18 protein-coding genes are annotated in these 22,233 nt (G+C 74.9%); 11 read left to right on the forward strand and 7 right to left on the reverse strand.

Annotation, left to right across the window (positions count from 1 at the left end):
* The first annotated feature begins 18 nt into the window (after nucleotides 1-18).
* Complete coding sequence (locus OYE22_RS20175; RefSeq protein WP_277321721.1) at nucleotides 19-774, forward strand: hypothetical protein; 756 nt, start codon at nucleotides 19-21, stop codon at nucleotides 772-774.
* A gap of 26 nt (nucleotides 775-800) precedes the next feature.
* On the opposite strand, the gene OYE22_RS20180 is transcribed toward OYE22_RS20175, so the two are convergent.
* From OYE22_RS20180 to OYE22_RS20190, 3 genes are all read right to left on the reverse strand, one after another.
* Nucleotides 801-2,384 carry a transporter gene (locus OYE22_RS20180; protein WP_277321722.1) on the reverse strand — a complete coding sequence of 528 codons (1,584 nt, stop codon included), beginning with the start codon at nucleotides 2,382-2,384 and terminating at the stop codon, nucleotides 801-803.
* A 179-nt stretch (nucleotides 2,385-2,563) separates the two neighbouring features.
* Nucleotides 2,564-3,319 carry an ABC transporter ATP-binding protein gene (locus OYE22_RS20185; protein WP_277324225.1) on the reverse strand — a complete coding sequence of 252 codons (756 nt, stop codon included), beginning with the start codon at nucleotides 3,317-3,319 and terminating at the stop codon, nucleotides 2,564-2,566.
* Between the two features lie 326 nt (nucleotides 3,320-3,645).
* Nucleotides 3,646-4,305, reverse strand: a complete 660-nt coding sequence (locus OYE22_RS20190) for a bifunctional DNA primase/polymerase (protein WP_277321723.1) — start codon at nucleotides 4,303-4,305, stop codon at nucleotides 3,646-3,648.
* A 331-nt stretch (nucleotides 4,306-4,636) separates the two neighbouring features.
* On the opposite strand from OYE22_RS20190, the gene OYE22_RS20195 reads away from it, so the two are divergent.
* Nucleotides 4,637-6,025, forward strand: a complete 1,389-nt coding sequence (locus OYE22_RS20195) for a transcriptional regulator (protein WP_277321724.1) — start codon at nucleotides 4,637-4,639, stop codon at nucleotides 6,023-6,025.
* A gap of 584 nt (nucleotides 6,026-6,609) precedes the next feature.
* The gene (locus OYE22_RS20200) at nucleotides 6,610-8,820 is read left to right on the forward strand and encodes a hypothetical protein (protein WP_277321725.1); all 2,211 of its coding nucleotides are present in this window, start codon (nucleotides 6,610-6,612) and stop codon (nucleotides 8,818-8,820) included.
* Nucleotides 8,821-8,884: 64 nt separating this feature from the next.
* Here the strand turns inward: OYE22_RS20200 and OYE22_RS20205 are convergent, their stop codons facing one another.
* A complete protein-coding gene (locus OYE22_RS20205; RefSeq protein WP_277321726.1) occupies nucleotides 8,885-10,234 on the reverse strand; it encodes an ABC transporter substrate-binding protein in 1,350 nt (449 codons plus the stop codon).
* Nucleotides 10,235-10,351: 117 nt separating this feature from the next.
* Between OYE22_RS20205 and OYE22_RS20210 the strand changes: the two genes are divergently transcribed.
* Entirely contained in the window at nucleotides 10,352-10,852 is a 501-nt protein-coding gene (locus OYE22_RS20210) for a hypothetical protein (RefSeq protein ID WP_176166143.1), read from the forward strand.
* Nucleotides 10,853-10,887: 35 nt separating this feature from the next.
* Nucleotides 10,888-11,832: a formyltetrahydrofolate deformylase gene (gene purU, locus OYE22_RS20215; protein WP_277321727.1), complete on the forward strand. Its 945-nt coding sequence runs from the start codon at nucleotides 10,888-10,890 to the stop codon at nucleotides 11,830-11,832.
* 92 nt (nucleotides 11,833-11,924) lie between these two features.
* Here the strand turns inward: purU and OYE22_RS20220 are convergent, their stop codons facing one another.
* The gene (locus tag OYE22_RS20220) at nucleotides 11,925-13,478 is read right to left on the reverse strand and encodes a zf-HC2 domain-containing protein (RefSeq protein ID WP_277321728.1); all 1,554 of its coding nucleotides are present in this window, start codon (nucleotides 13,476-13,478) and stop codon (nucleotides 11,925-11,927) included.
* Nucleotides 13,475-14,059 carry a sigma-70 family RNA polymerase sigma factor gene (locus OYE22_RS20225; RefSeq protein ID WP_277321729.1) on the reverse strand — a complete coding sequence of 195 codons (585 nt, stop codon included), beginning with the start codon at nucleotides 14,057-14,059 and terminating at the stop codon, nucleotides 13,475-13,477. Before OYE22_RS20225 ends, OYE22_RS20220 begins: the two co-directional genes overlap by 4 nt.
* Nucleotides 14,060-14,456: 397 nt before the next feature.
* On the opposite strand from OYE22_RS20225, the gene OYE22_RS20230 reads away from it, so the two are divergent.
* Complete coding sequence (locus OYE22_RS20230; protein ID WP_277321730.1) at nucleotides 14,457-14,831, forward strand: STAS domain-containing protein; 375 nt, start codon at nucleotides 14,457-14,459, stop codon at nucleotides 14,829-14,831.
* A gap of 269 nt (nucleotides 14,832-15,100) precedes the next feature.
* Here OYE22_RS20230 and OYE22_RS20235 read toward each other — a convergent pair whose 3' ends face one another.
* Nucleotides 15,101-16,522 carry a helix-turn-helix transcriptional regulator gene (locus OYE22_RS20235; protein WP_277324226.1) on the reverse strand — a complete coding sequence of 474 codons (1,422 nt, stop codon included), beginning with the start codon at nucleotides 16,520-16,522 and terminating at the stop codon, nucleotides 15,101-15,103.
* Between the two features lie 198 nt (nucleotides 16,523-16,720).
* Between OYE22_RS20235 and OYE22_RS20240 the strand changes: the two genes are divergently transcribed.
* The 5 genes from OYE22_RS20240 to OYE22_RS20260 all read left to right on the forward strand — a co-directional run bounded on the left by OYE22_RS20240 (nucleotide 16,721) and on the right by OYE22_RS20260 (nucleotide 22,119).
* Nucleotides 16,721-18,040 (forward strand): alpha/beta fold hydrolase, encoded by a 1,320-nt coding sequence (locus OYE22_RS20240; protein ID WP_277321731.1) that lies wholly within the window; start codon nucleotides 16,721-16,723, stop codon nucleotides 18,038-18,040.
* Between the two features lie 228 nt (nucleotides 18,041-18,268).
* A complete protein-coding gene (locus tag OYE22_RS20245; protein WP_277321732.1) occupies nucleotides 18,269-19,609 on the forward strand; it encodes a M64 family metallopeptidase in 1,341 nt (446 codons plus the stop codon).
* Nucleotides 19,610-20,051: 442 nt separating this feature from the next.
* Nucleotides 20,052-20,228, forward strand: a complete 177-nt coding sequence (locus tag OYE22_RS20250; protein ID WP_187060393.1) for a hypothetical protein — start codon at nucleotides 20,052-20,054, stop codon at nucleotides 20,226-20,228.
* Entirely contained in the window at nucleotides 20,225-21,181 is a 957-nt protein-coding gene (locus OYE22_RS20255; protein WP_277321733.1) for a hypothetical protein, read from the forward strand. The genes OYE22_RS20250 and OYE22_RS20255 overlap by 4 nt, the downstream gene beginning before the upstream one ends.
* The gene (locus tag OYE22_RS20260; RefSeq protein ID WP_277321734.1) at nucleotides 21,178-22,119 is read left to right on the forward strand and encodes a hypothetical protein; all 942 of its coding nucleotides are present in this window, start codon (nucleotides 21,178-21,180) and stop codon (nucleotides 22,117-22,119) included. The genes OYE22_RS20255 and OYE22_RS20260 overlap by 4 nt, the downstream gene beginning before the upstream one ends.
* The last annotated feature ends 114 nt before the right edge of the window (nucleotides 22,120-22,233 follow it).

The raw sequence follows: 22,233 nt of genomic DNA on the forward strand, positions 1-22,233 counted from the left end.
GGACAGGCTGGACGAGACATGTTGAAGTTCGAGGACGAGCAGCACCTGTCCGGGCTCATCGGCGGCGGGTTGGCAGCCGCCGACTGGTGCGAGATCGGCTCGCTGCCCAAGCCGCCGCCCGACGTTCACGCGGCGGCCGGTAACGGGCCCCTGCGGCCGGCCTTCGTGCGCCCACTCGGCATCGCGGGATACGTACTGGCCGCCCCGGTCTGGCTCGTCGTCGCAGCCTGGGGCGCCATAGAGGTGCTCTTCGAATTGGTCTTCGGGGTCTTCACCATCAAGAAGAACAGAAGGCTGAACAGGGAGGCCGAACAGCGGAAGGCCGAGATCGCGGCCCACGGGCTGAACGAGGTGTTCGACGGCGACTGGAACGCCGCGGCGGGCCAGCTGCTCCTGCGCTGGTACAGCCAGTCGTCGCACCCGAAGCGCCTGGTGCTGATCGCCCCGGGGCGCATCGTACTGGCGGGCCCGCCCAAGCGCGTGACGCTGGGAGCGCTCGACGAGTCGGACGTCCTGTACGAGATTCCGGGCGATCAGGCCGTCATCGAGGACCCGTTGATCGGCCGGTTGGAAACCGACAGGTTCCGCATCCGGTTCTTTGACGGCTCGTGGATCGTGCTGAAGGTGACAGGCAAGCCGAGCGACATTCACGCCCAACTCGAAGTCATGGCAACGAAAGGCGGGTCCAACCCCGACGGCTTGCCGGTCGCGGTCGGACCTCCGCTCCCGCTGCCCGAACGGCGCCCCATCGAACCCCCGCCCCAGGTGGACTGAGCCCACCCGAGGGCGGGGGCCCGCCCTCACCCCTTGCTCACCGCCGCCAGGATCTCCGGCAGCCGGTCGGCCGTCCGGGGGGCGGCCAGGCGGAGGCCGGCGTGGGTGATGGCGTAGGCGTAGGCCGCGCCGACGGGGAGGATGAGCCACAGGAGGCCGTGGTGGTCGGCGACGTGGAGCCAGATGGTCAGGCCCAGGACCGGGGCGCAGAGCAGGGCGCCGACCAGCATGCCGCCGAGGATGGAGATCCAGGCCAGGCCCACCTGGCCGGGGACGACGTTCTTGTAGCCGCTGTCCTGGGGGATGGAGTACGGGTAGCGGGCCGAGACGAGGGCGCCCGTGGCCAGCAGCGCGCCGAGCAGGGCCAGCGAGAGGCCGAGGGTCTCCGGGAAGGCCGCCCAGTCGCCGAGCAGGGCCGCCGCGCCGATGACCACCAGCGTGACGTACGGCAGTGCCACCAGGACCAGGGCCAGGGCCCGGCCGCGGAGTTCGAGGTAGGCGTCGCGCGGGGTGCCGATGGTCTGGGCGACCATCCAGAAGGCCGAGGAGTCCTGCCCGAACTGGTTGTACATCTGCATGCCGAGCAGCCCGGCCGCCCAGCACGCCGAGTACACGCTGCCGCCCCCCTGCGCCACCATGACCACCGGCAGCAGCAGGCCGATGCCCAGGGCGGTGGCCCAGCCGGCCTTGGTCTTGGGGTCGCGCCAGGCGTAGCGCAGCGTCCGCAGCATGACGGTGCCGGTGCGGCCGGCGGGCAGCCAGCGGGCCGGGCCGCGTGCGTCCGTGGGTCGCGCGCGCTCCCGGGCGGCCTGGATCGTGGAGGAGTCGGGCGAGGTCATCAGCGTGCTCAGGGAGCGCTGCCAGAACCACAGGACGCCGGCCAGGGCCGCGACGGTGAGGCCGAGTTGCGCGGCGGCCGTCCCGTACGAGCCGTCGCCGACCGACCACACCGCGTCCACGGCGGCGGCCGGCGGCACCCAGCGCAGCACGTCCGCCGCCGGCTCCAGGGTGGCGAGGCCGCCCGCGTCGGAGAGCTTCTGCGTGCCGAGGTTGACGGCCTGGGCGCCCACCGCGATGAACAGGCCGCTCAGCAGCGCCAGGTCGCGGCCCTTGCGGCTGGTCAGCAGCCGGATGTTGGCGGTCGCGACCATACGCGCCAGCGCCACGCACACCAGCATCGTCAGCAGCACCGCGAGTACGGCGACGGCCGTCGCCGCGGCGCCGTGCGCCACGGCCACCACCGAGCCGACCGCCAGCGCCAGGGTGAACAGCGGGCCGATGCCGATCAGCGAGGACGTCAGCAGCGCCACGGTCAGCGTGCGGGGCCGCAGCGGCAGCATCACCAGCCGGGTGGCGTCCAGCGTCTCGTCGCCGCCGGGGAAGAACAGCGGCATCACGGCCCAGCCGAGGGCGAGCACCCCGGTGAGCGTGACGACGAGGGCCGCGGCGTGCTCGTGGCCGCGCAGCGCGATGAGGCCGAGGAGTTGGAGGACGGCGAACAGGCCGACGAGGACGACCGAGGCGATGTACGCGGCGCGCCGGCCGCTGGACTGCCGTAGCCCGTTGCGCAGCAGCGACAGCTTCAGCGCGGCGAAGACCTGGACGAGCACGGCGACCGAGGCCGGCGCGGGGGCCGCGAAACCAGCCCCGGCCAGGCGGCCCGCCGTCCCTTCACCGTCCGCCGGAGGGATGGAGGGTCGCGGGGCGGCAGGCTGTGGCACAGCGGGCCGCGCCACGGAGGGGCTCCCGGCTTCCAGCGGGCGCCGCGGCTGCCCCGGCGATGGGTAGATCATCGGGCGCCGCCCAACCAGTCGAGGTCGTGGCCCTGCTGACGGTCGTTCGCGCCCACCAGCTCCAGGAACGCGTCCTGCAACGTGGGCGCGGCGCCCCGTACCTCGGCCAGCGGGCCGTGGGCGCGGATGGTCGCGCCGGCCATCACCGCCACCCAGTCGCACAGCGACTCCACCAGCTCCATCACGTGGCTGGAGAAGACGACGGTGGCGCCCGAGGCCGTGTAACGCTCCAGGACGCCCCGGATGGTCTGCGCGGAGACCGGGTCCACGCCCTCGAACGGCTCGTCCAGGAAGAGCACCTCGGGGTTGTGCAGCAGCGCCGCCGCGAGCCCGATCTTCTTGCGCATGCCGGTCGAGTAGTCGACCACCAGCTTGTGCTGCGCCCCGGCCAGGTCGAGCACGCCCAGGAGCTGGGTGGCGCGGCTGTCGACCTCGTCGCCGTCCAGGCCGCGCAGCCGGCCGGTGTACGCGAGGAGTTCGCGCCCCGACAGCCGCTCGAACAGCCGCAGCCCCTCGGGCAACACCCCGATCCGGGCCTTGACGGCGACCGGGTCACGCCACACGTCGTGCCCGGCGATCTCCACCTGGCCGAGGTCGGGCCGGAGCAGGCCGGTGATCATCGACAGGGTGGTGGTCTTGCCGGCGCCGTTCGGGCCGACGAGGCCGACGAACTGCCCGGCGGGGAGTTCGAGGTCGATGCCGGCGACGGCCACCTGCTCCCCGAACCGCTTCCAGAGCCCGGACACGCGCACCGCGGGCGGCCGCTCGGCGCCCGCGCCCCCGGGAACCCGCTGCCCGGCGCCGACCGCCGCGGCCCCGGCCGTGTTCCCGGCCCCCGCCGCGGCCGTCGCCGCCGCCGTCGTGTCGTCAAGCGGCTGCTTCGCCGCCCCCGAGCTGGTGTGCGCTGCCTCCGATGCCACCGATCTCGCCCTCCGCTGTCGCACGGAGGTCCGAATCGCCCCCGCGTGACGTCCACCCTACGACCGCGCGCCCGGGGCGAGACCGCACCCGAGCGCGCTGACGGTGGCCCTGACCTGCTGATCGGTCGGCGGGCCGGCGGAATTCGGCCGCGCGTCGACTAGCCGCGCCGGGCCACGCTGGCCTCGCGCCCGCACGCGTACGCCAGGGCGCTCGCCAACTCCTCGACCTCCGGCAGCCAGCGGTTGGCCGACGTGGGTTGCCGCGCCCACAGCACCGGGCCCCGCGAGCCGACCCGCGAGGGCGGCGCCACCACGTAGTCCCCCTCGCCGCGCGGGACCAGGTCGAGCGCCGCGGGCGGCCAGCCGACCCTGCGGACCAGGTCGAGGACCTTGAGCGCGCCGCCGGGCAGCACCCAGAACAGCATCCGGCGCCCCGGCGTGCAGGCGATGGGGCCGAGCGGCACGCCCATCCGCTCCATCCGGGCCAGCGCCAGGCAGCCCGCCGACTCGGACACGTCGAGCACGTCGAAGGTGCGCCCGGTGGGCAGCAGGATCGACGCCCGCGGGGTCTTCTCCCACATCCGACGCGCGGCGACGGGGCTGCCGCTGGCCGCGCCCGCCCAGTCCGCCCGCGCCGGGTGCGCCCCGGGCGCCGGGCAGTCGGCCCGCTGGCACGAGCACCGTTCGCCGCCCTCGACCACCTGGAGCCAGGTGCCGGGGTGGACATCCCAATGCCGCTCTTCCGCGTACCGCACCGCCGCGTCGAGCAGCGACTCACCGCGCTGCTGGGGGATCTGCGCACTTGCTGTGACGTCCAAGGTCTTCTCCACGCTCACTCAACTACCGCTGTCACCAAGGGTTACGGCTGGGCCGAAGCCGGGGAGGGGAGCATCACTACGGCACGCGGGGCGCATGGATGCATGGGTGGGGGCGCGTACGAGGACTCAGCCCGTGTGCGGGTAACCACCATCCGTGACGGGACACGGTTCGGACCCCGAAGGCCGCGCGGCCGACGGGCTCGTACGGGCCGGTGGCCGTCGTGCGTGCGCCACGCGGGCACGTACTGGGCCTCCCGCCCCGTGGGCGGGCGGCGATCGCGAAAGACCGGCGTTCACGAGGTGAACGCACCGCAGTAACAGGGGGTACACCATGGCCGCTAGGCCACTCGTGGCGCGGCAGCCGAACGAACGGTTGCAGGCGCTCATCCAGGAAGCGGCCTGCTCCAACGCGGGCCTGGCGCGCCGCGTCAACATGTGCGGCGCCGAGCACGGCCTCGACCTGCGCTACGACAAGACGTCCGTGGCCCGCTGGCTCCGGGGCCAGCAGCCGCGCGGGCGCGCGCCCGCCGTCATCGCTGAGGCGCTGGGGCGCAAGCTGGGGCGGACGGTCACCATCGACGAGATCGGCATGGCGGGCGGCAAAAACCTCGCCTCCGGCGTCGGCCTCCAGTTCTCGCCCACCGTGGTCGGCGCGATCGAGCAGGTCTGCGAGCTGTGGCGGAGTGACGTGGGCCGGCGCGACTTCCTGAGCGGCTCGACGGTCGCCGCCTCCGCGCTGGTCGAACCCAGCCGGGACTGGCTCATCACCAGCGCCGACCCGCAGGTGGCGCGCACGGCGGGGGCCCGGGTCGGCAAAGCCGACGTGGCGGCCGTCCGGGCCACCACGGAGGCGCTCGTCACCCTCGACCACCAGTACGGCAGCGGCCACGTGCGGCCGGTCGTCGTCCACTATCTGAACAGCGTGGTCTCCGGGTTGCTGGCCGGCTCGTACCGGGAGTCGGTGGGCCGCGACCTGTTCGCCGCCGTCGCCCGGCTCACCGAACTCGCCGGCTACATGGCCGTGGACACCGGCCAACCCGGGCTCGCCCAGCGCTACTACATCCAGGCGCTACGGCTGGCCCAGGCCGCGGGCGACCGGGCGTACGGCGGGTACGTGCTGGCCGCGAGCATGAGCCATCTCGCCGCGGCGCTGGGCAACCCGCGCGAGATCGCCCAGTTGGCGCGGGCCGCGCAGGAGGGGGCGCGGGGGCAGGTCACGCCGCGGGCCCGGGCCATGTTCCACGCGGCGGAGGCCCGCGGGCACGCGCTGCTCGGCGACGCAAGGGCCTGCCAGACCTCCGCCCACCAGGCCAGCACCGCCCTGGAACAGGCCGACGCCGCCCCGGACTCCGGGGATGACCCACCCTGGATCCAGTACTTCGACCACGCCTACCTCGCCGACGAACTCGCCCACTGCCACCGCGACCTGGGGCAGGGCGAGGCGGCCGGGCAGCGCGCCAGGGAGGCGGTCGAGGGCCACCCCGACACGCGCGCCAGGCGGCGCGCGATCGGCCTGCTGCTGATGGCCGCGGCGCACGTGCAGCAGCGCGAGGTCGAGGAGGCGTGCCAGACCGGGACCCGCGCCCTGGAACTCCTCGGCCAACTGCGCTCACACCGTGGCGCGGAGTACCTGGACGACCTCCAGCAGCGGCTCGAGCCCTTCCGGGAGGAGCCCGTGGTCCGCGAGTTCGGCGCCCGGCTTGAGGTGGCGGCGGCGTAGCGGACCCGGCGGCCGGCCGCCGCCCCCGCGCCCCGGCGCGCGCCCGGGAGCGACCGGACAGGGGGAGCGGGGGGAGCAGCGGGCGCGGCCCCCGGCGGGCGGCGCGACACGACCAGGAACAGCGGAGGCGGCGGTAACAGCGGGACCAGCGGCCGCGTGAGCGGTGGACGGGGGGTGATGAGCCGGGGCGGAGGGGCCCGGACCCGTGCGGGGAGGGCGCGGCGCCGCACCGGGGGGAGGCGGGGGATGGCGCTGCCGGCACGGGGCCGGCGGGGGCCCGGCACCGCGCGCGTGCGGGCCCCCGCCGACGCCCTCCGGTGCCCACCGGGAGGTCCGTGACCTCGGCGACCCCGCCTCGTCGCGGCGCTCGCCGGGGGCGCGGTCACCCCTGGCGCCATGGGCGTTGTGCGGGATCTTGTGGCGTGCTGCGTGGGCTGTCGGGGCCCGCCCCCATCCGTACCGGTCCGCGCCCCCAGCGGCCCCCACGGGGCGGGCCCTGGAGCGCTGCCCGCGGCCCGTGAGGCGCGGGGACCCGGTAGCGTGACGGGCGGTTCCGTACTTCCGCATAACGCATAGGAGTCCCGGTGACGCAGAGCGGACAGGGAAACGAGCCGCAGCCTCCTGCGGCCCCGCCCGCGCACGAGGGCGTGGTCCTGCCCTCCGCTGGCCTCCGCCACGGTGGAGGGCAGGGCGCTCCGTACAACTGGCCCTCGCCCGAGCAGGCGGCCCCGGCCGAAGGCCAGCCGTGGGGTGACCCCTGGGGCCCCGACGCGCAGCGCCCGCCGCAGGGCCCGCCGCCCGGCGGCGCCCCCGCCGGGCAGGCCGGGACGCTGATGCCCCGGGAGCCGGAGGCGGGGCAGCCGCTGCCGCCCGCCGCACCCGTGGGGCACGGGCAGGCCCCCGGTCACGACTCCGACGCGACCCAGCTCATCCCGCCGGTCGGCGGCTCCATACCGGGCGGACCCCCGCCCGGCGCGCTGCCCGGGCCGATGCCGGGCGCCCCGCTGCCCGGTGGCGCGCTGCCGCTGCCCGCCGAGAGCGCGTCCGGCGCCGCGCCGGAGGCCGCGCCTGCGCAGGGTTACGGCGGCTCCAGGACCCCGCTGCCGGCCGAGGGCGAGGCGTTCCCCGCGCTCCCGCCGCAGCAGGCCCACCAGCCGGGCCAGCCGCAACAGGGCTACGGCTACCCGCAGCCGCAGCCGCAGCAGGGCTACGGCTACCCGCAGTCCGGCCAGGCCCCCGGCTACCCGGCCCAACAACAGGGCTACGGCTACCCCCAGCAGGGCTACGGCTACCCGCAGCCGTCCGGCCAGCCCACCGGCCACACCCAGCAGCCCGGCCACCCGGGCCCGTACCCCGACCAGCCCCAGCAACCCGGCCAGGCCCCCGGCTACCCAGCCCAGTCGGGACAGTTCAGCCCGTACGGCGGCCAGCCGGGCCAGTCGGGCGAGAACGGCCAGGGCGGGCACGGTGGCCAGCCCGGCCAGAACGGCCCGGGGGGCCCAAGCGCGCCGTACCAGCAGCCCGAGGCGCAGCCGCAGACCCAGATCCTGCGCGCGCAGCAGCCGGCCCCCGTGGCGGAGCAGGGCGGCCACACCCAGATTCTGCGCCCGCAGCCGCCGGCCCCCGCGGCCGAGCAGGGCGGCCACACCCAGATCCTGCGCCCGCAGCCGCCGGCCCCGGGGGAGCAGCCGCGGTCGGGCCACCGGCAGCCGCAGCCCGAGCTGCGCAAGCCCCCCGAGTCGCCTGCCGAGTCCACCACGATGCTGCGCCGGCCGAACTTCGACGCCGGCCCGCCGCGTCCGGGCGCGGGCGAGGAGACGCAGGTGCTGCCGGGCCCGATCCCGGCCGCCGGCCAGCCGCCGCACCCGGGCGGCGCGCCGTACGGGGTGCGCCCGGGGGCGCCCGGCGACCGCCAGCCGCCCGCGGAGTTCGACGGGCTGTTCCGGGCGGACGGGGCGGCCGACGGCCCGGACTCCACCCAGCAGATGCCGCTCTACCAGCAGGACCCGGGCCCGCACCTCCCGCAACAGGCCCCGTCGCACGGCTCGTACGGGCACGGCCCGGGCCACGACGGGTCGGCCGGCTACGACGGGCCCGGTGCCGTCGGCTACGCCGGTGACGACGGGGGGCGGCGGCGCTCCCGGCGCGGCGTGGTGATCGGCGCCGTGGTCGCGGCCTGTGCCGTGGCCGGGCTCGCGGCGGGTGCCGCGATGAGCATGGGCGACGACGACAAGAAGGACAAGGGCGACAAGTCCACCGACCCCGGCAAGGAGGTCGTGGCCAGCGAGTCGGCGGCGCCCTCGGCGTCCCCGTCCCCGACGCCGACCAAGACGACGGACCCCGCCGAGCCGCAGGCCAAGGCGCTCGACGCGCTGCTCAAGGACAGCGGCAACAGCCGCGCCAGCGTGATCGCCTCGGTCAACAACATCAAGACCTGCAAGGCGCTCCCCAAGGCCGCCGCCGACCTGCGGTCGGCGGCACAGCAGCGCAACGCCCTGGTGACCCGGCTCGGCGAGCTGAAGCTGGACAAGATCCCGCAACACACCGAACTCATCCGGGCGTTGACCAAGGCGTGGCGCTCCTCCGCGTCGGCGGACAACCACTACGCGGCATGGGCCGACCAGGCGGCCAAGAAGAAGGGCTGCGTCAAGGGCAAGGCCCGCGCCACCGGCCACACGGCCTCCGGCAACCGGGCCAGCGGCGAGGCGAGCGCGGCCAAGAAGCAGGCGGCCGACCTGTGGAACCCGGTCGCGCGCAAGTTCAGGCTGACGGAGCGCCAGGCCGCGCAGCTCTGACCGGCCCGCACCCGGTCGGCCGGCGCCCGCGCGGGCACCGGCCGACCGGGGGAGCCGGGGAGCGCTAGGCCGCCTTGCGGTTGACCAGCGTCTGGCCCACGTCGACGAAGCCCTGGCGGACCGCCACCAACTTGCCCTCCTTCACCACCTGGTAGGTCACGTTGGCGTTGACGATGCGCGGGTAGTCGCGGATCGGCAGCAGGTCCTGGAAGCGCCAGCGGAGCTTGGGGGTCAGGCCGCCGGTGTCCGTGGCGTGGCCGCGGTCGAGCGTGGTGCGGACCGCGTGGGCGCTGATCTTGCCCGGGTCGAGCGAGGTGAGCACCGACCTGAGCACGGTGTACGCGATCCACGTGGTCTGCACGCCGGGGTCGGCGATGTCGATGCGGTTGTCGTCGAAGGCGTAGTCGTGAACGATCTTCTGCATCGGCTTCCAGCGCGGATCCTCGGCGACCGGGTACCAGCCGGTGGCGTACGTCCCCTCCAGGGCGCTGTCGCGCCCGCCGGTGCTGTCCACCAGCGACTGCCGCACGCTGCCCAGGATCGAGGCGATGCGCACCCGCGAGTCGTCCTCCTGCACGCGGCGGAAGGAGTCGAAGAAGGTGTTGGTGCGCTTGCCGAGGGCCGCGGTCACGCATCCCGGGCCGCCGCCCGTCGTGTCCGCCACCGTGCCGTCGCTCACGCCCGTGCCGGTGCTGGCGTCGGAGGACGTGCCCCCGCCGCTGCCGGCGCCGGACAGCGCCTGCTGGGCCTGGCGCGTGTAGTCGCTCGCGTCCTCCGGGGCGCGGATGTCGGCGGCCGGGCTGCGGTTGCCCTCGGCGAGGCCGGCGTCGAGGAGTTCGGGCAGTTCGTCGCCGGCGATGGTGTCGGGGCGTACCAGCGACACCGCGCCGCACACGCTCGCCAACTGGCGGCCGTTGCCCGCGAGGAGGGCGGCCTGGCCGCCGTTGACCGGGTACGAGAAGGGGCTGGTGAACTCCTCCTCGGAGAGGCCGTAACCACCGATGTAGGGGATGCCGGCCGCTTCCAGGGGGGACATGAAGGAGCGACCGTGCTGACTGTAGGAGCCGACGACGGCCACGGCCTTCTCGTCGGCGGCGCGCCGCGCGCACTGGGCGGCGGCGATGGCGTCGTTGCGTTCGTTGCAGGTGAGGACGCGGAGCTCGCGGCCGTGGATGCCGCCCTTGTCGTTGACCCAGCGGGCGTACGCCTGCGCCATGGCCGGCATGCCCGGCATGTTGGTGGCGTTGGTGTCGTCGGGGGCCCAGGTCATGATGGTGATGGGTTCGTCGCGGGAGCCGTTCGAGGACCCGGAGAGGATGCCGCAGCCGCTGATCAGCAGCGTGCCGGCCGCCGCACAAGCCGCCACTCGCGCGGTAGGGGTAGGACGGAGGAAGGGACGTCGCCGACCGTTCATAGGCACAGACCCTTGCGTCCCGCCCGGAACGCCTGAGAGTTGTCTGCGTAACGAAAGGTGTATTGGAGGTGAATTACGGGGGTGTGGGGAGGGCCTGATGTGCGGAACGTATGATCGATTACTGTGCAAGGTTCGGAGAAGACTTCCCGTCGCGGTCGCCGCTCGACCACCATGGGCGCTATGCCGCTCACTGACATGCCGTGGTGGCGCTGGCGCAGCAACGTGCGCTCGGCGCTGCACATGCTTTCCGACCCCGCCTTCCAGCGGGACTGCTGGCTCGCGGGCCAGGACGGTTACGGGGACGTGACCGACGCCGTCTACCGGCTGGTCGAGGACACCTGGCTGGACAACTGGTCGGCCGAGAAGTACGTCGGGACGATCTTCCGGGACGCGCAGGAGGCGGCGCTCGTGGACGCGGCCGTGCTCCGGGTGCTGCGGATCATGCACGAGGTCGGGGCGGACGCGCCGGTCTCCACGTACATGGGCCACCCCGGCTGGCCAGAGGCGGTGCACGCGGCGCGCGAGGCCCACGTCCACCTGGCCGCGGCCGACGGCGAGGACCCGGACGTGCCGCCCCACTCGCTCCAGGCGCTGGCGCGGCTCACGCAGACGGCCTGAGCCGCCGCGCTCACGGTGTGCGAGGCTATTGGGTTATGAACGCCTCGCAGCCCGCGCCGCCGCCCGCCCCCGAGCACGCCGCGGGGCACGCCCCCGAGCAGTTCGTGCTCACGCTCTCGTGCCCCGACAAACAGGGCATCGTGCACGCCGTCTCCAGCTTCCTCTTCATGACCGGTTGCAACATCGAGGACAGCCAGCAGTTCGGCGACCGCGACACGGGCCTGTTCTTCATGCGGGTGCACTTCACCGGCGGCCGCCGCGGCGAGGGCGCCGACGGGTCCGCGCCGGCGCAGCCGCCGGTCACGGTGGAGAAGCTGCGGGCGAGCTTCGCCGCGGTGGGCGACTCGTTCGCGATGGACTGGCAGATCCACCGGGCCGACGAGAAGATGCGCGTCGTGCTGATGGTGAGCCGCTTCGGGCACTGCCTGAACGACCTGCTCTTCCGCTCCAGCATCGGCGCCCTGCCGATCGAGGTCGCGGCCGTCGTCTCCAACCACCCCACCTTCGCCGAACTCGCCGCCTCGTACGGCGTCCCCCTCCACCACATCCCGGTCACCGCCGACACCAAGGCCGAGGCGGAGGCGCGACTCCTGGAACTCGTACGGGACGAGGAGGTCGAACTCGTGGTGCTCGCTCGGTACATGCAGGTGCTCTCGGACGACCTGTGCAAGCGGCTCTCCGGGCGGATCATCAACATCCACCACTCCTTCCTGCCGAGCTTCAAGGGCGCCAAGCCCTACCACCAGGCGCACGCGCGCGGCGTGAAGCTGATCGGCGCGACGGCGCACTACGTCACGGCCGACCTCGACGAGGGCCCGATCATCGAGCAGGAGGTCGAGCGGGTCGGCCACGAGGTCACCCCGGACCAGTTGGTGGCGGTGGGCCGGGACGTGGAGTGCCAGGCGCTGGCCCGCGCCGTGAAGTGGCACAGCGAGCACCGCGTCCTGCTCAACGGGCGGCGCACGGTCGTCTTCGCGTAGCCGGGGCCGGTAGCCGGGGGCCGTTGGCCGGGGGCCGGGGGCCGGTCGCGGCTCGCGGCGCCCCGCATGCGGGCGGCCCGGGCGCCGGCCGGTCACAGCCGGGAGAGCGAGGCGGTCGCGTAGAGCACGTCGCGGATGGCCTCGGGGTCGCCGAGCTGCCCGGCCACCACGTCCAGCGGCGGTACGTGTCCGGCCACCAACCGGCAGAACTCCTCCCGGTCCAGCGCGAGGTGCGCCACCTGCTCGTCGGGGGACGCCGTCGCGGTCGGCGAGTCGAGCGCGATGTACCAGTGGCCGCCGCCGTGCCCCTCGACCTCCAGGTGCAGCGCGCGGCTCGGCACTCCGGTCCGCCCGAGGTGGCGCGGCGGGCTCGCGAGCCCGGCCTGCCGCCGCTCGGCGAGCGCCCGGGGCAGCAGCCGCGCGCACAGGTCGATCATCAGGTTGAGGTGCGCGGCGGCGGGCGGCCGGTACGGGTAGCTGACCGCCTCCGCGATGTCCACGCCGTGCACCCAGCACTCGAAGGCGCGGTCGAGCAGCGCGTCCCGCAGCGGCAGCGCGAACTCGCCGTACGGTACGGAGAGTTGGCTGATGCCGCGGCCGGCGAACGACACGGTCCGCAGCAGCGCGTGCCCTTGGTCGCGCCACGGGCCACGGATCGCTTCCGGCCCCGGCCCGGCCCGCGGGGACTCCGGCGGCCGTGGGGCGGCCGACCGGGAGGCGGCGCGTGGCGGCCGGACGCCGTGCGGGCGCTCGCCGTACCGGGTGAGCTGGGCGACGTGGGCGGGCTCGGCGCGCCAGTACGCCTCGGTGCGCGCCAGCGGCCCGGTGGGCGCGCCGGGGCCGAGCGGGTCGGGCAGCCCGACGGCGGTGGCGACGACGCCGTCCACGGTCAGCAGGTGGCCGATGACGCCGGCCACGGTGGTGTCACGCAGCCGGGCCCGCTCGCCGTCGAACCAGCGCAGCGCCACCGGGGCGCGCCACTCGGCCTCGCCCATGTCGCCGATCAGCGCGTCGAGTCGGGCGGCCTCCGCGTCGTACGGCGCGGCCCACTCGGGCACCGGGATGCGGGCCGGGCGGCGGCCGAGGCAGCCGGCCAGGACCCGGGATCTGAGCTGCGGGTTGAGGTCGAGGTTCTCCTCGACGTGCAGCAACCCGACCGCCCTGCGCAGCCGGACGGCCTCCTCGGCGCAGGTCGGGCACTGGCCCAGGTGGTGGTCGACGACCGCGATCTCCTCGGCCGAGCAGGCGGCCAGCGCCCAGGCGCCGAGCATCGACTTGAGTACGTGGTGCGACGGGGCGGGCGCGTCGGGCGCGCCGATCACGTCGGAGTCCGCGCTCACGCCGCCGCCCTCCCCTCGCGCGCCGGGTTCGGGAGGGGCGTCGGCCGCCGCCGGCTCCTCGTCTGGTCGCGCTGTCGTGGGGTTAAGTGCATCGGTCTCGGACTCCGTGTGTCGTTTCTCGGCCTCCGCGGCCTCGGGCGACCGGCCCTGCGCCGGCACCCCGCGCGGCCGGGTCGGGGCCGGCCCGGGCCAGTGCCCGCCGTCCTCGGCGGGCGGGCGCGGCGCGGGTATGCGCGGCCGCCCGGCGGGGCCGGGGGCGTCGCTGTCGTCGGGGCCGGTACGGCCCGGTTCACCGGGCCCGCTCACCGGGCGCGCCTGGGTTTCGGGGGCGCACTGACCCGCGGCGCGGCGTCGTGCGCCGTGGAGAGCAGTTGCAGGCCGAGCCGGAGTCGCCGTCTGGCCTCGTCCTCGGTGACCCCGAGCGCGGCGGCGGCCTCCCGGTAGTCCCGCCGCTCGCGGTAGGCGAGTTCGAGGGCGTCGCGCAGCGGCGCGGGCATGGCGGTCACGATGTAGTCCGCGCGGGCGGCGGCGGAGGCGTGTCGGATCTTCGACTCGACGTCCGCCGGGCTGACCTCGCCGGCGCCCTCGTCCACGCCGGCCTCCGTGGACTGGCGCAGCCGGTGCACCGCCTGCCGGTGGGTGAGGGCGGCGATCCAGGACCGCAGCGAACTCTGCTTCGGGTTGAAGGAGTCCGGGTTCTCCCAGACGTGGGCGAAGACGTCGCGGGTGACGCGGTCGGCGGCCTCCTCCTCGCCGAGCACCCGGTAGGCGAGGTGGTGCACCAGGGACGCGAAGCGGTCGTACAGCTCGCCGAGCGCCGCCGCCTCTCCACGGGCCAGCCGCTGTTGCATCTTGCGGTCCCAGCGAAGCGGTGCTTGCTGCGTCATGCGGGCCCCCAACGTTCCCGTTCCCGTGCCGATCTTCCGGTCGTATTGCCACTGCTCCCTCGAATGTAGTCCGGAGCTTCGGTGGCAACGGGGGTTTGCCGCAAGCTCCGTCGGCGGGATGGTGGCGGATGGTATGGGGACGGTCACTTTGGGCCAACGAAGGGTGGGGGACTTCGATCGGTGTCGAATGCTCACGTCCGAATGTGTCGATGTGTTATGGGCGTGTGACCGGATCTTTGGGGCTGATGTGCCGTAGCGGGGCATAGGGTCGAGAGGGTTGGCCGGTTTGGCATGGGTTCCGGGTTTCGTGGCGCGGCGCTCGGGCAGCCGCTTTCAGGAGCAGCTAATTCCGGTTCACGGATTTCCGGTGGGCGGACGAGCGAAGGGCTTCGGGCGCGTGACGTTGAAGGTGTTGGAGGTCGAGCAGGGGGAGTGGGCCGTGCTGCGGGTCGCCGGCGAGATGGACCTGGTGACCTCGCCCGCCGTCCGGCAGCACGTGCACGATGCCGTGGCCGAGGGGCGCCGAAGTCTGGTGCTCGACCTGGGCGAGGTGCGGTTCTGCGACTCCAGCGGCGTGGGCGTGCTCATCGCCGCCCGTCGCCTGATGCGCTCGTGCTCCGGCCGGCTGCGGCTGATCCTCCCCGCCCAGGGCGCCGTCGACGGCTCCCACGTGAACCGCGTGCTCGCCGCCCTCGGCGTACGCCGCCTCTTCGAGGTCTACCCCGACCTGCACACCGCGACCGACGAGAGCGCCGAGCCGCTCTCCGCGTGACGGTTCCGCGCGACGGCTCCCCGCCCGGGGGAGCCCGCCCCGGCCGCGCGGACGCCGGGGCCCGGCCCCCGCTCCCGGCGCCCTGAACGCCCCGTACGGCCCGTACGCGGCCTGAACGTCTCCCGCGCCTCGTGCGTTTCCCGTGCCCCGTACGTACCGTGTGCCGGCCGTCCGCCCCTGCCGTGCCCGGCGCGCCTGCCCCTCCCGTGCCCCGCGCCTGCCCCTCCCGCGCCCCGCTCCCCGTCGCCTCCGGCGGCGCTCGTGGTCGGTCAGTGGGGGGGTCGGGGGCCGGCGGGGGCGGGGCCGAGGGTGGTGGTGCCGGGGGCGGCGCGGTGGCCGAGGCCGGTGCGGTAGGCGTCGAGCGCCGCCTCCACCCGGCCCGTGCGGCGCAGCAGGTCGCCGAGGAGTCGGCACAGGTCGGCCAGGTCGCCGGCCGCGCCGGAGCGCTCAAGCAGGGACAGGGCGGCGCAGTAGTGCTCCTCGGCCGCCTCCAGGTCGCCGCGCTCCTCCGCGATCAGCCCGAGCAGCCGGTGCGCGCCGCCCGCGTGCACGGCGCCCCGCTCCGCGGTCAGCCCGCCGGTGGCCTCGGTCGCCGGGCCGGTCGCCGCGCCGTCCGGTTCGGCCGCCGGGCCGCCCGGGCCGGTCGCCGGTGCGGTGTCGGTCGGGCCCGGGGTGGCGAGCAGGGGGCGCAGCAGGTCCCGGGCCTCGTCCGTCTTGCCCCGCCGCCGCAGCACGTCCGCCAGCTCCACCTCCACCTGCACGGTGTACAGCGCGGCGCGCTTGGACGCCAGCATCGAGCGCGCGGTGCGCAACTCCTCCTCGGCGCGCGGCAGGTCGCCGTCCTGGGCGTGTACGTAGCCGCGCATCCAGTGGCAGTGCGCGAGGTCGGTGTGGATGCGCAACTGCTGGTACAGCTCCTGCGCCTTGGCGAGCGAGGCGTCCGCCTCGGCCGTGCGCCCCTCCGCGATGAGGGTGCGGGCCACGCCCCGGTGCATGCCGGCGACCAGCACCGGGTCGGCGACGCGCGGGGCCAGCGCGAGCGCCAGCTCGGCGGCCTGCGCGGCCCGCGCGTGCGCGCCCATGTCCATGTACGGGGCGATGGCGGCGGTGTACAGGAGGAGCAGCGCGTCCGGGTCGTGCAGCCCGGCGGCGTTCAGCTCGTCCAGCGCGCTCTCCAACAGGTAGCAGGAGTAGCGCAGTTCGCCCGCGAGCAGGTGCGCGGTGGCCCGGCCCCGGATGGCCGGCACCCGGCGCGGCAGCGGCTCGTCCGCCAACAGCCGCTCGGCCTCCTCGAACCGCTGTCGCGCGGTGGCGAGTTCACCGCTCTCCAGGGCGCAGTCGCCGAGCCCGAGCAGGGCCGTGGCCTGCTCGGCGGGGAGAACGAGGTCTCTGGCCCGGTCGAGCAGAGACGCGAACGCGTCGGCCGCGTCGCGGGCGGCGCCGGTCGCCAGCGTGCGGCGGGCGTCGGTCAGCCCCATCCGCAGCTCGGTGGCGGCCCGTGGGGAGCGGCCGGTGGCCAGCTCGTCGGGGCTGGTGCCGAGCCGCTCGGCGAGGTGCCGCAGCGCGGCGTCCGACGGGCGCACCCGGCCCGCCTCCAGGGTCGAGACGTAGGCGGCGGTGTACGCGGGCTCGGCGAGCTGGCGCTGGGTGAGCCCGCGCTCGGTGCGCAGCCGCAGCACGCGGCGCCCGATGGCGCGCGGCCCCGTCGGGTCGTCCGGCGCCGGGCCGCTCGCGTCCCCGGTCGTCCCCGTCGCGTCGTCCGCTCGGGCCGCCGCCCGGGTGCCCTTGTCAGCCACCGTGCCCTCGTCTCCCGCAGGTAGGTTTGTCGCGGAGAAATTTATCTCGGCGATAAATTCACTTAACTAGTCGATTTACTGGAGGATGGACAGATGTCGAACGTGGTCGACCCCCCTGCGACCGTACGCCAGCCCGGTCTCGTCCTGACCGATCACGCCTTCGACGTCCCCCTGGACCACGCGGCGCCGGAGGGTGAGCGGATCCGCCTCTACGCCCGCGAGGTCGTCGCCGCCGACCGGCACGCCGACCGGGACGGGCTGCCCTGGCTGCTGTACCTGCAAGGGGGCCCCGGCTTCGGCGCCGACCGGCCGGTCGGGCGCGGCGGCTGGCTCGGCCGGGCCCTGGACGAGTTCCGGGTGCTCCTCCTCGACCAGCGCGGCACCGGGCGCTCCACGCCCGCCACCCGGCAGACGCTCCCGCTCCGCGGCACCCCCGCCGAGCAGGCCGCGTACCTCAGCCACTTCCGGGCCGACGCGATCGTGCGCGACTGCGAGCTGGTCCGCGCCCGGTTGACCGGCGGCCGGCCGTGGACCGTGCTCGGCCAGAGCTTCGGCGGCTTCTGCGTCGTCAGCTACCTCTCGTACGCGCCCGAGGGGCTCGCCACCGCCCTGATCACCGGCGGGCTGCCGGGCCTGGACGCGGACGCCGACGCGGTCTACCGCGCCGCCTACCCGCGCATGGAGCGCAAGACGCTGGCCCACTACGCCCGTTACCCCGGTGACGCCGAGATCGCCGCGCGCGTCGTGGCCCACCTGGGCGCGCACGAGGAGGTGCTGCCGGACGGCTCCACGCTCACTCCCGCCGCCTTCCAGCAGCTCGGCATCCTGCTCGGCTCCGGCGACGGCTCACACCGGCTGCACTACCTGCTGGAGGACGCCTTCGTGGACACCGTCGACGGGCCCCGGCTCAGCGACGCGTTCGGCGAGCGCGTCGCCGCCGTGCTCAGCCGCGCCGGCAGCCCGCTCTACACGCTGCTGCACGAGTCCATCTACGCGCAGGACGGCCGCGCCACCAACTGGTCGGCGCACCGGGTGCGGGAGGAGTTCCCCGGCTTCGACGCGCCGGCCGCGGTCGCCGCCGGCGCGCCCGTGCTGCTCACCGGCGAGAGCGTGCACCCGTGGATGCTGGAGACCCAACCCGCGCTGCGCCCGCTGCGCGAGACGGCCAACGCCCTGGCCGCGCGCACCGGTTGGGGCCCGCTGTACGACGCGGAGCGGTTGGCCCGCAACACGGTGCCGGTGGCCGCCGCGATCTACCACGACGACCTGTTCGTGGACACCGACCACTCGCTGGCCACCGCCCGCGCGATCCGGGGCCTGCGCACCTGGGTCACCAACGAGTACGAGCACGACGGGGTGCGCGCGGGCGGCGTGGTGTTCGACCGTCTGCTGCGGCTCGCCCGCGACGCCTGACCGAACCGGCCCCCGCCCCAGCGGCAGTGGCGGGGTAGAGACGGGGCGGGCCCGTGGCGGCCCGCCCCGTTTCGGCCGTCCCGGCCCGTTTCGTACGCCCCGCCGAACCGCGGACTTGTACGAACCCGCGTCCGACCCATTGCCCGGCGCCTCCCGCGCCCCTACGTTGAGCGGCAACTTAACTCGGCTTAACCAGCCACTTACGTAACCGGCCCCGGGAGAGTTGCCATGCTCAGACGCGCACGAGCCCGCATCCGCACCACCGCGATAGCCGCGGGGGTCACCGCCGTCGCGGTGCTGACCGGCACCGCGAGCGCGGCCGGTGGCGCCGGGGGTCAGCGGCCGAGCGTCGCGAACGGCGAGCGGACGCACGAGGTCGAGTACTTCTCCGGTCCTGGCGGCCACGGCCGGCACGTGCGGGTGGCGGCCGAGCCGCCCGAGCGCGTCGCGCGCGCCCAGCGGCCGCTGGACGCGGCCGAACGGGCCGGGGACGGCGACGTCACGCCGATCGTGGGGAACGGGTCGACCGCCGACAAGCTCGACGTGGTCGTCATCGGCGACGGCTACACCGCGGCCGAGCAGGCGGACTTCCACGCCGACGCCCGCGCCAAGTGGCGGCAGGTCTCGGCGGTCGCCCCGTACGACGCGTACCGAGGGCTGTTCAACGTGTGGGCCGTGGACGCCGTCTCGAACGACTCCGGCGTCTCCGGCGACCCCACGCGGTCCGTCGTCAAGGACACCGCGCTCGGCTCGTACTTCTGGTGCGACGGCCTGGAGCGGCTGCTGTGCGTGGACACCGACAAGGTCGAGTCGTACGCCGCCAAGGCGCCCGCCGCCGACCTGGTCATCGTCGTCAGCAACACCGCCAAGTACGGCGGCGCCGGCTACAACGACGTCTCCTCCGGGCCCGGTTACGACGGCATCGCCACCGTCTCGTCCGACCACCCCGACTCCGCGCAGGTCGCCGTGCACGAGACGGGCCACTCGCTGGGCAAGCTCGCCGACGAGTACGTCTACGACGAGTACGGCACCTACACCGGGCCCGAGCCGGCCGACGTCAACATCAGCACGCTCGGCGCGTCCGCCATGGCCGCGCAGCGCGCCAAGTGGTACCGCTGGCTGGGTCAGCAGTCCCCGGACGGCGGCACGGTCGGCGCGTACGAGGGCGGCGGCTACTACCCGCGCGGCCTGAACCGCCCCACCGAGAACTCGATCATGCGCACCCTCGGCCGCGAGTTCAACCTGCCCGGGCGCGAGGCGATGATCGCGGGCTTCTACCGCCACGCGAGCGTGCTGGCCAGTGACGTCCCCACGGACCGGCCGCTGACCCGTGGTCAGCGGGTGAGCGTGCGGGTGCCGGAGTCGGCGTCGGTGCGTTGGTACGTGGACGGGCGCGAGGTGCGCCGGGCGCGCGACAAGCAGGCGGTCACGCCCGCCTCGCTCGGCGTCCGGCCGGGCGGCCACGGCCAGCGGATCACGGTGCGGGCCACCGACGCCACGGCCTCGGTGCGCGACCCGGAACTGCGGAAGCTGCTGACGGACAGCCGTAGTTGGCGCGTGCGCGGCTGACGCGCGCCCCGGGGGGCGATTCCCCTGCGTTCGGTAGCCGGGGATGGCCTCGAGTAGGCGGTTCGGTAAGTGAGTTGAGGCGATCGCGGCGGCGGTCGGCGCGCGTCGGGTGAGGGCCCGGTGGCGCCGGCCGCCGCTGGCGTGTCGGGGGGCGGGTCGCGGGCGCGGGTGGGTCGGGGGTCGGTGGGGGTGTCGGTGGTCCGTTCCGTGGGGTCGGTTGGGGGCTCTTTCGCGCGGCCTATTTCTTACGACGTTCTGTTTAAGGGTCAGTAATTGACGGCTCATCTCTTGCGGGTGGCGCTGGCGTTGGGCTGATTGTGTGGATGGATGCCTGGCGTGAGCGGGCTGATCGCCCAGCTCTACAGATGGGATGAAGAGGTGTAAATTAGGACATCGTGAACAGCCGTCGAGAGCGATGGCCACGTCTATTGAGGAGGCATCGATGCTTGCTCAGCACACCGCATCCCTACTCGCCACTCCCACCGACCAAGCAGCCGTCGGTCACCTGATGACCGAGCCTGAGGCGCCGCTGAGCGACGCTCCGATGTACACGCCGCAGGCCGCGGGCGTGCTGCTGCTCCTGCTGCTCCTGTCGCCGAAGGAGCCGAAGGACAAGTGAGCCCCGATCGGTCGCAGACGGCCTACGCCGAATCGGCGGCCGACCTGGCTCGTCGTGTCCTCGGCGCCCTCCGGGGCGCCGGGGGCACGGCCCTGGTCGCCGAACACGTGGAACGGGCGGGCGACCCCAAGGCCGCGCTGGCCGCCCTGCGGGTCGTGGGAGCGGACACCTTCGCCCCGTTCCTGCTGGGCGACAGCGTCTTCCACCCCCAGGACGCGGCGGCTTTCGCCACCTCCTTCACGATCTTCCCGCCCCCCGTCACCTCGCCCACCCCGCCCCCGGCGGGCCCCGCCGAACCCTGGGTCGTGGCCTGGCGCGACTGGGCGATGGCCGAGTTGCTCGGCCGGTTCACCGCGCCCACGGGACCGCCGGCGGCCGGCTCCGCCGCGGCCGGCCTCGCGGAGCTGACCGGCATCGACACCGCCGAGGTGACCGGGGTGCGGGCACCGCAGCCGCAGGGCGCGCCGCTGCTGGTCGACGACCGGTTGCGGGCCGCGTACGGCGCGGGCGGCCCCCGCGCGCGCGAGGCGGTCCGCGTCCCCGAGGGGTCGTACGCCGCCGACCGGCTGCACGCCACCGACGCCGCGTACACGGCCGACGCCCCCGCGTCCGCCACCGAGGCCGCGGGTCTCGACTGGCAGCGCTGGTCGGTGCGGATGGGGCAGCTCTCGCCGCTGGCCCTGCCCGGCCTCGACGGACCCGTGCACCGCGCGGCGCGCGCCGCCCCGCTGGCCCTGGCCCGTGGTGCCAGCCGCGCCCTGCTGCGCCGCGACCACCCCACCGCCGCCCGCATCGTGCGCTGGCTCGCCCTCCTCGGCTCCGACGGGGTGCCGCTGCCGCTGGAGCTGCCCCCGCTGATCGAGCACCTGGAACTGCTCGGTGGCGGCGGCCCCCGGATCGCCCTCGACCTGACCATCTCCCGCCGACTGCTCGCACTGGAGCCCTCCGCATGACGGCGTCCGTCACCCAGACCGCCCACCAGGTCAGCTCCAAGGCGCTGGCCTGGCTGCACGCCCACCACCAGCGCGGAGCGCTGCCCGACGACACCACGGCCGACCTCGGCGACCCGAACAGCGTGTACAAACCGCTGGGCGAGACCGCCCTGGCGGGCACGCTCGTGCTGCGCGAGGCCGCGGCCGGCACCACCGAACTGCGCGTCGCCCGCGAGCTGATCGACTACTGCTGGCGGCAGTTCCGCGAGGGCGACATGCTCTACGAGCGGCTGCTGCGCTACCCGATGATGAGCGACCCGCTGGAGACGTACTCCCACTTCACCCGGGTCGGCTACCGGCACGAGCCGCTGGAGCGGCTGCTCGCGCACACCACGCGACTGCGCACGGTGCGTGGCGTGGAGCAGGTGCCCAACCGCAAGCTCGCGGTCGCCAACGCCACCCGCGTCGTCGGCCTCGACGCGGGGCCGCACGCCTACGACTGGGACGCGCTCGCCCGCGCCACCTGGCTCGGCGGCACCCCCGAGCCCTGGCTCATCGACTGGATGACCGGCTACTCGCTGACCCACGCGGTCTTCCACCTCACCGACTGGGGCGCCCGCCCCACCGGGCTCTCGCTCGAGCTGACCGAGTACGTCTCGACCTGGCTGCCGGTGTGGATCGACATCTGGGCCGAGATCGAGCAGTGGGACCTGGTCGCCGAGTTGATGATCGTCGGGTGCTGCCTGGAGCGGCCGTACTGCGACGCGGCCGACTGGGAGCTGCTGGCCCGGGTGCAGCACGCCGACGGCCTGATGCCACGCGACGGCGACCCGGTCTCCGACGACCCCGACGAGCGCTTCGAGCACCACCAGCACACCGCCGTGGTCGCCGCCGTCGCGGGCACCCTCGCGGTCTCCCGCACGCTCGGCGGCAGTCAGCCCGTGCCGGCGGGCCGGTGAGCGGCCGCAAGGACGCGGAGCCGGCGGTCGCCGGCCGGGCGGACGCGGGGCAGCGGGGGGTGGGACCGGGGGACGGGCACCGGCGCACCGGCCGGGGCGCGCGCGGGGGCGCGC

Origin of the sequence: Streptomyces sp. 71268 (assembly GCF_029392895.1) — a bacterium.
Lineage (GTDB): Bacteria > Actinomycetota > Actinomycetes > Streptomycetales > Streptomycetaceae > Streptomyces.